The organism is Promicromonospora citrea, assembly GCF_013004695.1.
Taxonomy (GTDB): Bacteria; Actinomycetota; Actinomycetes; order Actinomycetales; family Cellulomonadaceae; genus Promicromonospora; species Promicromonospora citrea.
This window is the reverse complement of sequence record NZ_JABEMG010000109.1, coordinates 1-15,056: the sequence shown is the minus strand read 5'-3', so window position 1 is coordinate 15,056 and position 15,056 is coordinate 1. Positions and strand designations below refer to the sequence as shown.

Here is a 15,056-nt window from a genome sequence, read left to right as displayed (position 1 = left end):
GACGCCGGCGGCCGGGGCGGCTCGCGGGGACGACCGGCAGGCCGCTTCGTCTTCAACGCCGCACGCGGGGGGCTGCTCATCGCCGACGTCGGCGCCTCGGCGGCACGGCTGGCGCACTGCGACCTCGGGGGCGGCATCTGCTCGCAGACGACCGTCGACCTCGACATCCGCGACGGTCCGGACCGCGTCCTCGAGCTCGTGACGTCGGGACTCGCGTCGCTGCCCACGCGGGACGAGCTCCCCGCCTGGGCGATGGGCATGAGCCTGCCGGGCCCCGTGGAGCACCCGACAGGGCGCATCGTCTCCCCGCCGATGATGACGGGCTGGGACGGCGTGACGGTGCCCGCCCTGCTCGAGCCTCGGCTCGGGGTGCCCGTGCTCGTCGAGAACGACGTCAACGCGATGGTGTGGGGCGAGCACGTCCTCGCCGAGGAGCCGCTCGACCTCGCCGGCGAGGGCCGCGAGCGCAGGGAGGTGGTCGGGGGTCAGCGCCGCGACGTCGGGCACGACGGTCCACCGGGCGAACGGGTCGGTGGGCAGCCCCTCGACGACCTCGTCGCTGACCACCACGGGGCCGGGGTACGTCCCGTCGGTCCCTGTGAGCGCCGCGGGGTCGCCCGCCCAGACGGCGTCGTCCGGATCGGCCACGCGCCAGGTGCCGGTGACGGTCACGGTCGCGCCCGTGCTCAGGGGCTCGTCGGGGTCGACGCCCACGCGCAGCGTGTCGCCGACGGCCAGCCCTGCCGCCTCGGCCGCGTCGGCCTGGACCGCCGCCTCGTCCGCGCCGACGGGCCAGGCGCCGTCGACGACGGTGACGCCCTCGGCCCCGCCACCGGCCAGCGCGTCCGCACGCGACGCGGCGGGCAGCAGTGCGAGCGTCCAGCGGCCCAGGTCGTGCCCGTCGCCGGCGCGGACGTACTGGGCCTCGGTGCGCAGGTCCGCGGCCACCCGGTACGGCACGCCCGGCAGCAGCCCGGCCAGCACCTCGCGCACGCTTGCGTCCTGGGCGTCGGCCTCGGCCGGGTCCTCCGCGACGCGGGTCGCGAGCTGGAGGGCACGGCTGCTGGGCTCGGCGGCGGTCAGCCCGGCACGCGCGCTCTGGGTGGCGGCGGCCTGGGTCCAGCCGACGGTCACGCCGAGGGCGCCCGTCAGCACGGCGACGAGCAGCCACACGAGCGCGAGCAGGCCGCGGTGCGCCGTCGTCCGGCGGGCGAGGAGGATGACGCGACTCACGGGGACAAGGTAGCCGCCCCGTGTGACACGAACGACGAAACAGACGACGCCCGGGGCAACGATCGGGTCACGCCGCGGGCGGGGCGGCGGTCCGCGAGAACGACCTGAGGTACCGGATCGCGACCGATCCGGTACCTCAGGTCGTTCTCGACGCCGTTCGGCGCCGGAGGGTCAGCGGGCCGAGACCGGCACGTACGGGCGCTCGGTGGCGCCGGTGTAGACCTGGCGGGGGCGGCCGATCTTCGTCTGCGGGTCCTTGATCATCTCGCGCCACTGCGCGATCCAGCCGGGCATGCGGCCCAGGGCGAAGAGCGGCGTGAACATGGCGGGCTCGAAGCCCATGGCCTTGTAGATGAGGCCGGTGTAGAAGTCCACGTTCGGGTACAGCTTGCGCTCGACGAAGTAGTCGTCCGAGAGCGCGATCTCCTCGAGGCCGCGCGCGATGTCGAGCAGCTCGTCCTTGGCGCCGAGCTTGTCGAGCACCTCGTCGGCCGACTTCTTGACGATGGCGGCGCGGGGGTCGTAGGACTTGTACACCCGGTGGCCGAAGCCCATGAGGCGCACGCCGTCCTGCTTGTTCTTGACCTTGTTCATGAAGGTCTCGACCGTCTCGCCGCCGGAGCGGATCTTCTCGAGCATGGTCAGCACGGCCTCGTTCGCGCCGCCGTGCGCGGGGCCGGAGAGCGCGTTGACGCCCGCCGCCACCGACGCGTACAGGGTCGCGTTGGAGGAGCCGACGACCCGCACCGTGGACGTCGAGCAGTTCTGCTCGTGGTCCGCGTGCAGCACGAGCAGCTTCTCGAGCGCGTCGACGACCACCGGGTCGGCCTCGTAGGCCTCGTACGGCGTCGCGAAGGTCATGCGCAGGAAGTCGTCGACGTAGCCGCGCGAGTAGTCCGGGTACAGCAGCGGTTCGCCCACACGGCGCCGGTGCAGGTAGGACGTGATCGTGCGGGTCTTGGCGAGGAGCAGCACCGTGGCCAGGTCGACCTGCTCCTCGTCGGTCGGGTCGAGCGACTCCGGGTAGAACGTCGACAGCGCGTTGACCGCCGAGGCGAGCACGGCCATCGGGTGGGCGTTGCGCGGGAACGTGCCCATGAAGGTGCGGAAGTCCTCGTGCACCAGGGTGTGGCGGTTCACGCGCTCCGTGAAGGCGTCCAGCTCGGACGCGCTCGGCAGCTCGCCGTAGATGAGCAGGTAGGCCACCTCGAGGAAGGTCGAGCCCTCGGCGAGCTGGTCGATCGGGTACCCGCGGTAGCGCAGGATGCCGGCGTCGCCGTCGATGTAGGTGATCGACGACTCGCAGGAGGCCGTGTTCATGAAGCCCGGATCGACCGTGACCAGGCCCGTGTCCTTGAGCAGGGACGACACCACGATGCCGTCGTTGCCCTCGCTCGCGTGGACGACCGGCAGGGTGTGGGTGGTTCCGTCGACGGCGAGCTCGACGCGGCTCGAGCCGTCCACCGGTGTGGAGGTCATGTCTTCCTTCCTGGGAGGCGCACGAGGGACGCTGCGGCGAAGAAAGGCTGTCGGGGCAGCGTCGACCTGGGGCACGACAGTATCGCGCCTTGCTCTGGATTTTCCAATCCGTCGGTCAAGCCTGTGTGATGCGCGACACAGCGTCGGCAATCTGAGCGTCAGTCGACGTCAGGGCCACGCGCGTGTGCCGGCCGTCCCCGTACAGGCGTCCCGGCGCGGTGAGGATCCCGCGCCGCGCGAACCATTCTGCGACCTCCCGGTCGGATCGGCCCTCCGAGGAGGCGACCCACAGGTACAGCCCGGCCTCCGAGCCGTCGACGACGAGCCCCGCCGCGACGATCGCCTCCAGGAGGGCCTGCCGCCGGGCACCGTAGGTCGCGCGCTGGGCGGCGACGTGCTCGTCGTCCGACAGCGCCGCGGTCATCGCGGCCTGCACCGGCGCGGGCACGATCAGGCCGAGGTGCTTGCGGGTCTGCGTGAGGTCCGCGACGAGCGCCGCGTCGCCCGCGAGGAACGCCGCCCGGTAGCCCGCGATGCTGGACTGCTTGGACAGGGAGTACGCGACCAGCAGGTTCTCGTGCGAGCCGCCGCACACGCGCGGGTCGAGCACCGACGGCGCCTCCGTCGAGCCCCAGGTCAGCTCGGCGTAGCACTCGTCGGAGACCACGACGGCGCCGATCTCGCGCGCCGCGTCGACGACGGCGCGCAGCGCCGCGACGTCGAGCACCTCCCCCGTGGGGTTGGCCGGCGAGTTGACCCAGACCATGCGGACGTCGGTGCGCCCGGCCCAGGCCGCGACGTCGTCGACGGCGAGCGGCGTGGCGCCGGCCGCGCGGATCCCCGCCACGTACGTCGGGTAGGCGACCGACGGCAGCACGACCACGTCGCCGGGGCCCAGGTGGAGCAGGGACGGCAGGAGGCCGACGAGCTCCTTGGAGCCGATGGTCGGCACGACCGCCGCGGGGTCGAGGCCGGGCACCCCGCGCCGCCGGGCGAACCAGCCGGCCACCGCGTCGCGCAGCTCCGGTGTGCCCGCGGTCATCGGGTAGCCGGGAGCGGACGACGCGGCCTCGAGCGCGCGCCGCACGACGTCGGGCGTCGGGTCGACGGGCGTGCCCATCGACAGGTTGACGAGCCCGCCGGGGTGCGCGGCCGCCGTCGTCCTCAGGTCGTCGATCGAGTCCCAGGGGTACGAGAGGTCGGACAGGTCGTGCAGGCCCATGGTCGGTGCGGTCAGGCCTGGGGCGGGAGGGCGGCGATCATCGGGTCGTCCTTCTCGATCAGACCCATCTTCGCCGCGCCGCCGGGCGAGCCGATCTCGTCGAAGAACTCGACGTTGGCGCGGTAGTAGTCCTTCCACTCGTCGGGGACGTCGTCCTCGTAGTAGATGGCCTCGACGGGGCAGACCGGCTCGCAGGCACCGCAGTCCACGCACTCGTCCGGGTGGATGTACAGGGAGCGGCTGCCCTCGTAGATGCAGTCCACGGGACACTCCTCGATGCACGCCTTGTCCTTGACGTCGACGCACGGCTGAGCGATCACGTAGGTCACTTCGAGGGTGTCCTTCCACTTCCGGACTGGGGGTCTGCGCTGCGGCGGCCCGCACACCGGGCCTGCGGCGCGATCCTAGTATCTCCCGGGAGGCCCGCAGATCCCGACCGGTCTCACGCTCCGGAAGGAGAACCCGCGTGACATTCGCTACACCGCCCGCCCCGGAGGGCTGGCGCGCCCTGCGCCCCGGTACCCGGGTGGTCGTCCGCACGCGCCTGGCACCCGAGGGACCCGTCGTGTCGGACGGCGGCACGGCGCACCGCTGGACGGACGTCATCGGGTTCGTGACCGAGGTGTCGGACACCGGGCTGCGGCTGCGCACCGACCCGGCGCCCGGCCGGGGTGAGCCCGAGGAGGTCGCGGTGGCGGCCGCCGACATCGAGACGGCCAAGCCGGTCCCGCCGCGCCCGGGGCGCGCGGGACGCGCGGGACGCCGGGGCTGAGAGGGCACTCCCCGCCCCGGCGTCCGCGCCGGGCGTCCCGGTCAGGCGTTCGCCACCAGGCCCAGCTCCGCCACGCTCGCCAGGTACCGGTGCCGCGGCACGATGCGCACCGTGTAGCCGAACGGCCCGGAGGTCTCCAGCTCGACCTCGCCGCCGAACGCGTGCCGCCCGGCCTCGTACGACTCGGCGAGCGTGAGCGACTGGGCCGTGAACTCGTCGATCACGTCGGCCTCGGTCACCCGGCCGTGCACGACCTGCACGTCCACGTCGTCCGGCGAGAGCGCACCGAGCGAGACGTAGGCCCGCACGGTGAGCCGGTCGCCCACCTGCACGGCCTCGCCGATGCCCGCCGACTCGACGTGGTCGACGCGCACCTGCGGCCAGCTCCCCCGCACGTGCGCCTTCCAGCCCGCGAGCTCCTTGGCCGCCCCGAACCCGTCGCCCGCGAGCACCCGTCCGGCCTCGGCCGCCGGCGCGTACAGCCCGTGCACGTACTCCGAGACCATGCGCGTGGCCTGCACCTTCGGGCCGAGCGTCGCCAGCGTGTGCCGCACCATCTCCAGCCAGCGGCCGGGGACGCCGTCGCCGCGGTCGTAGAAGGTCGGCGCCACCTGGGACTCGATGAGGTCGTACAGCGCTGCGGCCTCGAGGTCGTCACGGCGGTCAGTGTCCTCGACACCGTCGGCCGTCGGGATCGCCCAGCCGTTCTCGCCGTCGTACCACTCGGCCCACCAGCCGTCCTCGATGGAGAGGTTGAGGCCGCCGTTGAGCGCGCTCTTCATCCCCGAGGTGCCCGACGCCTCGAGCGGACGCAGCGGGTTGTTCAGCCACACGTCGCAGCCCGGGTACAGGGACTGCGCCATGCCGATGTCGTAGTTGGGCAGGAAGACGATGCGGTGGCGCACCTCGGGGTCGTCCGCGAAGCGCACGAGCTGCTGGATGAGCCGCTTGCCCGAGTCGTCGGCCGGGTGCGACTTGCCCGCCACGACGAGCTGCACCGGCCGCTCGGGGTGCAGCAGGAGCGCCTTGAGCCGCTCCGGGTCGCGCAACATGAGCGTGAGGCGCTTGTAGGTCGGCACGCGCCGGGCGAAGCCGATGGTCAGCACGTCGGGCGAGAGCACGTCGTCGACCCAGCCGAGCTCGGCGGGCGACGCCCCGCGCTCGCGCCAGGAGGCGCGCACGCGCCGCCGCGCCTCGGCCACGAGCTGCCCACGCATCTCGTTGCGCAGCGCCCACAGCTCGGCGTCGGGCACGCGGTCCGCGTCGAGCCAGCCCGCCGACGCCTCCGGCGCGGTGATCTCGTCGAGCCCGAGCCGCTCCGCCTCGACAGCGGCCAGCCGCGGCGCCACCCACGTGGGCGAGTGCACACCGTTGGTGACCGACGTGATCGGCACCTCGCGCGCGTCGAACCCGGGCCACAGGCCCTCGAACATCTCGCGCGAGACCTCGCCGTGCAGCAGCGAGACGCCGTTCGCCCGCCCGCCCAGGCGCAGGCCCATGACCGCCATGTTGAACACGGTCGGGTCGCCGCCCTCGTAGTCCTCCGAGCCGAGCGCGAGCACGCTGTCGAGCGGCACGCCGTCCATCGCGTTGTCCCCACCGAAGTAGGCGCTGACCAGGTCCTTCGGGAACCGGTCGATACCGGCGGGCACGGGCGTGTGCGTGGTGAACACCGTCGCGGCGCGGACCGCCTCGTGCGCCTCGGCGACGCTCAGGCCCGAGGCGACGAGCTCGCGGATGCGCTCGACGCCGAGGAAGCCCGCGTGGCCCTCGTTGGTGTGGTAGACCTCCGGCTCCGGCGCGCCCGTGAGGCGCGACCAGGCGCGCAGGGCGCGCACGCCACCGACGCCGAGCAGCAGCTCCTGCTGCAGCCGGTGCTCCCCGCCGCCGCCGTAGAGCCGGTCGGTCACCTTGCGGGCCGCGTCGTCGTTCTCCGGGACGTTCGAGTCGAGCAGCAGCAGCGGGACGCGGCCGACGGCGGCGACCCACACGTGGGCGTGCAACGTGCGGCCACCGGGCAGGGCCAGCGAGATCACGGCCGGCGTGCCGTCCTCCTCGCGCAGCACCGCGAGCGGCAGGCCGTCCGGGTCGAGCAGTGGGTAGGTCTCCACCTGCCAGGCGTCGCGCGTGAGCGACTGGCGGAAGTACCCCGCGCCGTACAGGAGGCCGACGCCGACGACGGGCACGCCCATGTCGGACGCGCTCTTGAGGTGGTCCCCCGCGAGGATGCCGAGGCCGCCCGAGTACTGCGGCAGCACCGACGTGATGCCGAACTCGGGCGAGAAGTACGCGATGGCACGCGGCAGCTCCGCCCCGGTGGCCGACGTCTGGCGCTGGTACCACTGCGGGTCGCGCAGGTAGCGGTGCAGGTCCTCGGACGCGGCGCGCACGCGGCCGGTGAACTCCTCCGACGCCGCGAGCGCCTCGAGCCGTTCCGAGCCGAGCGCCGCGAGCAGCGCGACCGGGTCGCCGCGGACGTCGGACCAGAGGTCCGGGTCGATGCTCGCGAAGAGCTCGCGGGTGGGCGCGTGCCAGGACCAGCGGAGGTTCTGGGCCAGCTCGTCGAGCGGCGCGAGCTGCTCGGGCAGGACCGTGCGGACGGTGAATCTCCGGATCGCTCTCACCGGCAGAACACTACGCACATGGCGGGGCGAGCACACCTGTTGGCGGGTGCTCCACGAGGCCGTCAGGGAACGTTCACCCGACCTCGGCGCGCCCCGCAGGCGAGTCACCCGGAACCGTCGATAGCGTGGCCGCGTGAGCCCGCACACGCGTCCCGGCCGGATCGGCCGCATCCCCGTCCTCGAGGTGTCCCCGGTCGTCGAGGGGGGCCGCTGGCCTGCGAAGGCGGCGGTCGGGGAGGTCGTGCCGGTGGAGGCGACGGTGTTCCGCGAGGGGCACGACGCGGTCGCGGCGACGGCGGTGCTCGTGGCGCCGGACGGCTCGGACCGCTCGTGGGCGCCGATGGTCGACGTGGCACCGGGTCTGGACCGCTTCCGGGGCGAGCTGCAGCCCGACGCCGAGGGCGAGTGGGGCTTCCGGGTCGAGGCGTGGTCCGACCCGTACGCGACGTGGGTGCACGACGCCGGGATCAAGATCGCGGCGGGCATCGACACGGAGCTCATGCTCGCCGAGGGGGTCCGGCTCTTCGAGAAGATCTGCCGCGAGGTGCCGAAGGACGCGCTGGTCGCGGCCGGCCGCACGGCGCGCGACGCCCGGGCGCTGACGGCGGCCCGCCGCGCGCTGGCCGACGCGTCCCGGCCGGCGCAGGCCCGGTTCGCGGCCGCGACGTCGCCCGAGGTGGTCGACGCGCTCCGGCGCGCGCCCCTGCGGGAGCTGGTCTCGGCGTCGGACACCTACCCGCTGCGGGTGTCCCGCCGGCTCGCGCTCGCGGGCTCCTGGTACGAGATGTTCCCGCGGTCGGAGGGCGCCTACCAGCGGCCGGACGGCACGTGGGTGTCGGGGACGTTCGCGACGGCGGCGAAGCGGCTGCCCGCCGTCGCGGCGATGGGCTTCGACGTCGTCTACCTGACGCCCGTCTCCCCCATCGGCACCACGTTCCGCAAGGGGCGCAACAACTCGCTCGAGGCGCAGCCGGGGGACCCGGGCAGCCCGTACGCGATCGGCTCGCCGGACGGCGGGCACGACGCGATCCACCCCGACCTGGGCACGGAGGCGGACTTCCGGGCCTTCGTCGCCGCCGCGCGGGCCGAGGGGCTCGAGGTCGCGCTCGACATCGCCCTGCAGTGCTCGCCCGACCACCCGTGGGTCACCGAGCACCCGGAGTGGTTCGTGGTGCGCGCGGACGGCTCGATCGCGTACGCGGAGAACCCGCCCAAGAAGTACCAGGACATCTACCCGCTCAGCTTCGACACCGACCCCGAGGGCCTGTACGCGGCGGTGCTGGACGTGATCCGCACGTGGATCGACCGGGGCGTGACGCTGTTCCGCGTCGACAACCCGCACACGAAGCCCCTCGACTTCTGGGAGTGGCTGCTCGCCGAGGTGCACGCGACGAACCCCGAGGTCATCTTCCTCTCGGAGGCGTTCACCAAGCCGGCGATGATGCTGACGCTGGCCCGGATCGGCTTCCACCAGTCGTACACGTACTTCACGTGGCGCAACACCAAGCAGGAGATCGAGGAGTACCTGCGCGAGGTGAGCGGCCCCGACGGCTCGGTGCTGCGCCCGTCGTTCTGGCCCACGACGCACGACATCCTGCCGCCCTACCTCACGCACGGCGGTGTCGCGGCGTTCGCCGTGCGGGCCGTGCTGGCGGCGACGGGCTCGCCGACGTGGGGCATCTACTCGGGCTACGAGCTGGTGGAGAACACGCCGCGACCCGGCGTCGAGGAGCAGATCGACAACGAGAAGTACGAGTACCGGCCGCGTGACTGGTCGAAGGCCGACGAGTACGGCATCGCGCTGCTGCTCGGCGAGCTGAACGCGATCCGCCGCAACCACCCGGCGCTGCAGCAGCTGCGCAACCTCACCGTCCACGCGACCACGAACGACCAGGTGGTCGCGTACTCCCGGCGCATCGGCGCCGATCACGCGTCGCGCGCGACAGCGGCGGCCGCTGGCCGCACCATGAGAGCAGGGGGTAACGATCGGCGTGCCCCGCGGCACGACGACGTGATCGTGGTCGTGCTGAACCTGGACCCCCGGAACGCACAGGAGTCAGTAGTGCACCTGGACCTCTCCGCCCTCGGCCTCAGTGCGCCCGAGGGTGACGACAACGCCCCGTTCTTCGTGGCCCACGACCTGCTCTCCGGCGAGACGTACGGCTGGGGCGCGCACCCCTGGGTCCGGCTCGACCCGCAGGTCCGCGTGGCCCACGTCCTCCAGGTCGGGCCGGCATGACCACGTTCGGCCCGGGCGGGCCCGCCGTCGGACCGCACGAGGGCGCCGGGACGGCGCTCCCGCAGCCCGAGCGGCCGGCCGTGCCGCACCCGCCGTCGCTGCCCGTGCCCGTGCAGGCGCTGCCACCGCGCAGGCAGCCGCGGGTCGACGCGCGCCGCAAGGGGCTGGTCGAGGACCCGGAGTGGTACAAGAAGGCGGTCTTCTACGAGGTGATGATCCGGTCGTTCTCCGACTCGGGCGACGGCGGGTCCGGTGACCTGCGCGGCCTGATCGAGCGGCTGGACTACCTGGAGTGGCTGGGCGTCGACTGCCTCTGGCTGCCGCCGTTCTTCCCCTCGCCGCTGCGCGACGGCGGGTACGACGTCGCCGACTTCACGGCCGTCTCGCCGCAGTTCGGCACCGTCGCCGACTTCAGCGACCTCGTCGCGGCGGCGCACGAGCGCGGCATCCGCGTGGTGATCGACCTGGTGATGAACCACACGAGCGACGCGCACCCGTGGTTCCAGGCCTCGCGCGCCGACCCGGACGGCCCGTACGGCGACTTCTACGTGTGGAGCGACGACAACACGCGGTACGAGGGCGCCCGCATCATCTTCGTCGACACCGAGACGTCGAACTGGACGTTCGACCCGGTGCGCCGCCAGTACTACTGGCACCGGTTCTTCAGCCACCAGCCGGACCTCAACTTCGAGAACCCGCACGTGGTCGAGGCCATGCTCGACGTCGCGCGGTTCTGGCTGCGGCTCGGGGTGGACGGGTTCCGCCTCGACGCCGTGCCCTACCTCTTCGAGGCCGAGGGCACGAACTGCGAGAACCTGCCCGAGACCCACGGGTTCCTGCGCACGGTCCGGCGCATGATCGACTCCGAGTTCCCCGGCCGCATCATGCTGGCCGAGGCCAACCAGTGGCCACAGGACGTGGTGGAGTACTTCGGCACGGACGACGAGCCCGAGTGCCACATGTGCTTCCACTTCCCCGTCATGCCGCGCATCTTCTACGCGATCCGCGACCAGCGGGCGCGCCAGCTCCTGGAGATCCTCGCCGACACCCCCGCGATCCCGCAGGCCGCGCAGTGGAGCACGTTCCTGCGCAACCACGACGAGCTGACGCTCGAGATGGTCTCGACCGAGGAGCGCGCCAGCATGTACGGCTGGTACGCACCCGACCCCCGGATGCGCGCCAACGTGGGCATCCGGCGCCGGCTCGCGCCGCTGCTGGACAACTCCCGCAAGGAGATCGAGCTCGCCAACGCGCTCCTGCTCTCGCTGCCCGGCACCCCGTGCCTCTACTACGGCGACGAGATCGGCATGGGCGACAACATCTGGCTGCCGGACCGCGACGCGGTGCGCACGCCGATGCAGTGGACCCCGGACCGCAACGCGGGCTTCTCGACGGCCGACCCGGGCAAGCTCTACCTGCCGCTGGTCCAGTCGCTCGTGCACCACTACCAGCACACCAACGTCGAGGCGCAGCTCGCCCAGCCGACGTCGCTGCTGCACTGGATGCACAACATGCTCGCGTTCCGCCGCCTGCACCCGACGTTCGGCACGGGCGACTTCACGGCGCTCGACTGCAACGACGAGTCGGTCATCGCGTTCACGCGGTCGTCGGCGGAGGAGACGCTGCTGGTCACGGCCAACCTGTCCGCCACGGCCCGCTCCTCGACGATCAAGCTGCCCGGCTACGCGGGCTGGACGCTCACCGACGTGTTCGGCGGGGCCGGGTTCCCGTCGGTCGGCGAGGACGGCGTGCTCACGCTGACGTGGGGCGCGCGCGACTTCTACTGGCTGGTGCTGGCGCCGCCGGCGCCCACCGCCGACGACGCGGGCGCCGCCGGGACGCCCCGCGAGGCCGAGCCGGCCGGCCAGGCGTGACGCGTGTGAAGCTTACGCGACCGGTCCACGTCACCCCGGGAGCCGCGCACCTCACGCCCGAGGTGCTGCGGCTCCTGGACACCTGGCTGCCCGGCCAGCGCTGGTACCCCGTGCCCGCCGACGGCGTGACGCACGAGCCGTGGCTCACGGTCACGTTCGGCGGCGTGGCGGACGTCGTCGTCGCGCTGCTCCGACTGGCCGGGCCGGGCCTCGCGGCGGGCGACGAGTCGCTCGTCATCCAGGTGCCGCTCGTGCTCACCCCGACGGCCGAGCCCGAGCAGGACACCGCCGGCACCGAGGCGGCGGGCCTCATCGGCACGGTCACCACGGCGTCGGGCACGGTCACCGTGCACGACGGCGGCGTGCACCCGGCCGCCTGGCACGCCTACCTCTCCGCCGCGCTGCCCGGCGCGTGCCAGGAGGCCGACTGCGCCGAGCTGCGGGACGCGCGGCGCATCGCGGGCGAACAGTCCAACACGTCGGTGGTGCTGCCCGGGCTGCCGCACACGGCGGGCCAGGGCGGCATGCTCAAGATCCTGCGGACGGTGGCGCTCGGGCCGCACCCCGACGTCGTCATCCCCGAGGCGCTGACGCGCGCGGGGTGGGACGGCGTGCCGCGGTTCCTCGGCGCCGTGCCCCTGCCGGACCCGGCGGGCGACACGCCGCTCGCCCACCTGGCCGTGCTGTCGGAGCTCGTGCACGACGCGACCGACGGCTTCGAGCTGGCCTGCGCCCATGCCGGCCGGGACGAGGACTTCGGCGAGCGCGCGGCCGAGCTCGGCGCCGTCGTCGCCCACCTGCACACGACGCTGCGCGACGCCCTCGGCCCCGGGCCGGCGCTCGAGCCGGCGGGGTTCATGGGCGTGCTGCGCCGCCGGGCCGCCGAGGCGTTCGCCGACGTGCCCGACCTCGCACCGCACCGCGCCGGCGTGACCGCGCTGTACGACGCCGTGAGCGCGCGGCTGGCCGCCGTCGGCGAGGCGGCGGGCGGTCTCGTGCGTCTCCAGCCGGTCCACGGCGACCTGCACCTGGGCCAGGCGCTGTACTCGCCGGACGGGTGGAAGGTGCTCGACTTCGAGGGCGAGCCGCAGCGCCCCGTCGCGGAGCGCACGGCTCCCGACCTGCCGCTGCGGGACGTGGCCGGCATGCTGCGCTCGCTCGACTACGCGGGCGCCGTCGGCCGGGCGACCGACCCGCACTGGGTCTCGCACGCGCAGCTCGCCTTCCTCGAGGGGTACCGGCAGGGCTCGGACACGCCGGACGACGCGCTCGACGTCGCGACCGCCGAGCTCATGCTGCGCGCCCTCACGGTGGACAAGGCGCTGTACGAGGTGGTCTACGAGTTCCGGCACCGGCCTGCGTGGATGCACATCCCGCTGGCCGCCGTCGAGCGGGTGCTGCGCGCATGACGGGCACCGCTCGCACCCACGCCGGACATGTCTCGCACGCCTCACGAGAGGCATGGAAAGGTAACCCCATGGCAGACCTGCCCGACGTCGACCTCGAGGTCCTGACCGCCATCGCGTCAGGGACCCACCACGACCCGCACACGGTGCTCGGCCCGCACCTGCTCGACGGGCCCTGGGCCGTGGTGCGCACGCTGCGCCCGCTGGCGGACGAGGTGGTCGTCACCACGGCGGACGACGAGGTGACCGCGACGCACCAGGGCGCGGGGGTGTGGGCCGCCGTCGTGCCGGCGCCCGAGGGCGCCGACGGGTCGCGGCACGTGCCCGACTACCGCATCCGGACGCGGTCGGGCACCGACACGTGGACGGCGGACGACCCCTACCGCTTCCTGCCCACCCTCGGCGAGGTGGACCTCCACCTCATCGGGGAGGGCCGGCACGAGCAGCTCTGGCAGGTGCTCGGCGCCAACCCGCACACCTACCCCAGCGCGTCCGGCGACATCGCGGGCGTGGCCTTCGCCGTCTGGGCGCCCAACGCGCGCGGCGTCCGGCTCGTGGGCGACCACAACGGCTGGGGCGGCACCCACCCGATGCGGTCCCTCGGCGCGACGGGCGTCTGGGAGCTCTTCGTCCCCGACGTCGGGCCGGGCCTGCGCTACAAGTTCGAGATCCTCGGCGCCGACGGCGTCTGGCGCGCCAAGGCGGACCCACTCGCCAAGGCCACGGAGCACCCGCCCGCGACGGCGAGCGTCGTCACCGCCTCGACCTACGAGTGGCACGACGACGCGTGGCTCACCACGCGGGCCGCCTCCGACCCGCACTCGGCGCCGCTCAGCGTGTACGAGGTGCACCTCGGCTCGTGGCGGCCCGGTCTCGGCTACCGCGAGCTGGCCGAGCAGCTCGTCGGCTACGTGTCCGAGCAGGGCTTCACGCACGTCGAGCTGCTGCCCGTCGCGGAGCACCCGTTCGGCGGTTCCTGGGGCTACCAGGTGACGAGCTACTACGCCCCCACCTCGCGGTTCGGCTCCCCCGACGACTTCCGTCACCTCGTCGACCGCCTGCACCAGGCCGGCATCGGCGTCATCCTCGACTGGGTGCCCGCGCACTTCCCGCGCGACGACTTCGCCCTCGCCCGGTTCGACGGCGGACCCCTGTACGAGCACCCGGACCCGCGGCGCGGCGAGCAGCAGGACTGGGGCACGCTGATCTTCGACTTCGGCCGCCGCGAGGTGCGCAACTTCCTCGTCGCGAACGCGACGTACTGGTTCGAGGAGTTCCACGCCGACGCGCTCCGGGTCGACGCCGTCGCGTCGATGCTCTACCTCGACTACTCCCGCAAGGAGGGCGAGTGGACGCCCAACGTGCACGGCGGGCGGGAGAACCTCGAGGCCATCGCGTTCCTCCAGGAGGCCAACGCGACGGCCTACCGGCGCACCCCCGGCGTCATGATGATCGCCGAGGAGTCCACCGCGTTCCCGCAGGTCACCGGCCCAACCTCGAGCGGGGGCCTCGGGTTCGGCCTCAAGTGGAACATGGGCTGGATGAACGACACCCTCCGCTACCTCGCGGAGGACCCGTACAACCGGCGCTACCACCACGGCGAGCTGACGTTCTCGCTCGTGTACGCGTTCACCGAGCAGTTCGTGCTGCCGATCAGCCACGACGAGGTGGTGCACGGCAAGGGCTCGCTGCTGCGCAAGATGCCCGGCGACCGCTGGCAGCAGCTCGCGGGCGTCCGGTCCTTCCTGGCCTACCAGTGGACGCATCCCGGCAAGCAGCTCCTGTTCATGGGCTGCGAGTTCGCGCAGGACACCGAGTGGGCCGAGCACGAGGGCCTGCGCTGGGACCTGCTCGGCGACGCCGGGCACGCGGGCGTGCAGCAGGTGGTGCGCGACCTCAACGCGCTCTACCGCGCGACCCCCGCGCTCTGGGAGCTCGACTTCGACCCGGCGGGCTTCGAGTGGCTCACCGCGGACGACGCGGACCACAACGTGCTCGCCTACGTGCGGCGGTCGCGCTCCGGCGACCCGGTGGTGGTCGTCGTGAACTTCGCCGGGGTGCCGCACGAGGGGTACCGCCTGCCGCTGCCGGACGTGCCGCGACGCGCTCCGGCCGAGTCGCCCCGCGCCGCGGCCGGGGCGCTGCCTCCCGCCGAGCCGGTCGAGACCGCGGTGCGTCCCGCGCCGGCGCCGCTGGTCGACGGGCCG

General features: G+C 73.3%; 10 protein-coding genes. 6 read left to right on the top strand and 4 right to left on the bottom strand.

What is annotated here, in order from left to right:
- The first annotated feature begins 252 nt into the window (after positions 1-252).
- Positions 253-1,341 (top strand): ROK family protein, encoded by a 1,089-nt coding sequence (locus HLB15_RS25000; protein WP_376699406.1) that lies wholly within the window; start codon positions 253-255, stop codon positions 1,339-1,341.
- Between the two features lie 63 nt (positions 1,342-1,404).
- Here HLB15_RS25000 and HLB15_RS17805 read toward each other — a convergent pair whose 3' ends face one another.
- From HLB15_RS17805 to fdxA, 3 genes are all read right to left on the bottom strand, one after another.
- On the bottom strand, positions 1,405-2,712 hold the full coding sequence (locus HLB15_RS17805) for a citrate synthase (RefSeq protein ID WP_171107101.1): 1,308 nt from the start codon (positions 2,710-2,712) through the stop codon (positions 1,405-1,407).
- A gap of 115 nt (positions 2,713-2,827) precedes the next feature.
- Positions 2,828-3,934: a succinyldiaminopimelate transaminase gene (gene dapC, locus HLB15_RS17800; protein ID WP_283243440.1), complete on the bottom strand. Its 1,107-nt coding sequence runs from the start codon at positions 3,932-3,934 to the stop codon at positions 2,828-2,830.
- 11 nt (positions 3,935-3,945) lie between these two features.
- Complete coding sequence (fdxA, locus tag HLB15_RS17795; RefSeq protein WP_171107093.1) at positions 3,946-4,263, bottom strand: ferredoxin; 318 nt, start codon at positions 4,261-4,263, stop codon at positions 3,946-3,948.
- Positions 4,264-4,400: 137 nt separating this feature from the next.
- On the opposite strand from fdxA, the gene HLB15_RS17790 reads away from it, so the two are divergent.
- Positions 4,401-4,706: a DUF6725 family protein gene (locus HLB15_RS17790; RefSeq protein WP_171107090.1), complete on the top strand. Its 306-nt coding sequence runs from the start codon at positions 4,401-4,403 to the stop codon at positions 4,704-4,706.
- A 41-nt stretch (positions 4,707-4,747) separates the two neighbouring features.
- Here HLB15_RS17790 and glgP read toward each other — a convergent pair whose 3' ends face one another.
- The gene (gene glgP / locus HLB15_RS17785; protein WP_171107088.1) at positions 4,748-7,330 is read right to left on the bottom strand and encodes an alpha-glucan family phosphorylase; all 2,583 of its coding nucleotides are present in this window, start codon (positions 7,328-7,330) and stop codon (positions 4,748-4,750) included.
- A gap of 133 nt (positions 7,331-7,463) precedes the next feature.
- Between glgP and HLB15_RS17780 the strand changes: the two genes are divergently transcribed.
- From HLB15_RS17780 to glgB, 4 genes are all read left to right on the top strand, one after another.
- On the top strand, positions 7,464-9,569 hold the full coding sequence (locus HLB15_RS17780; RefSeq protein ID WP_171107086.1) for an alpha-1,4-glucan--maltose-1-phosphate maltosyltransferase: 2,106 nt from the start codon (positions 7,464-7,466) through the stop codon (positions 9,567-9,569).
- A complete protein-coding gene (treS, locus tag HLB15_RS17775) occupies positions 9,566-11,443 on the top strand; it encodes a maltose alpha-D-glucosyltransferase (protein WP_229785382.1) in 1,878 nt (625 codons plus the stop codon). The genes HLB15_RS17780 and treS overlap by 4 nt, the downstream gene beginning before the upstream one ends.
- A gap of 5 nt (positions 11,444-11,448) precedes the next feature.
- Entirely contained in the window at positions 11,449-12,852 is a 1,404-nt protein-coding gene (locus HLB15_RS17770) for a maltokinase N-terminal cap-like domain-containing protein (RefSeq protein ID WP_229785384.1), read from the top strand.
- A 68-nt stretch (positions 12,853-12,920) separates the two neighbouring features.
- Positions 12,921-15,056: 1,4-alpha-glucan branching protein GlgB (glgB, locus tag HLB15_RS17765; protein ID WP_249360290.1), on the top strand; the 2,136-nt coding region annotated here is incomplete at its 3' end.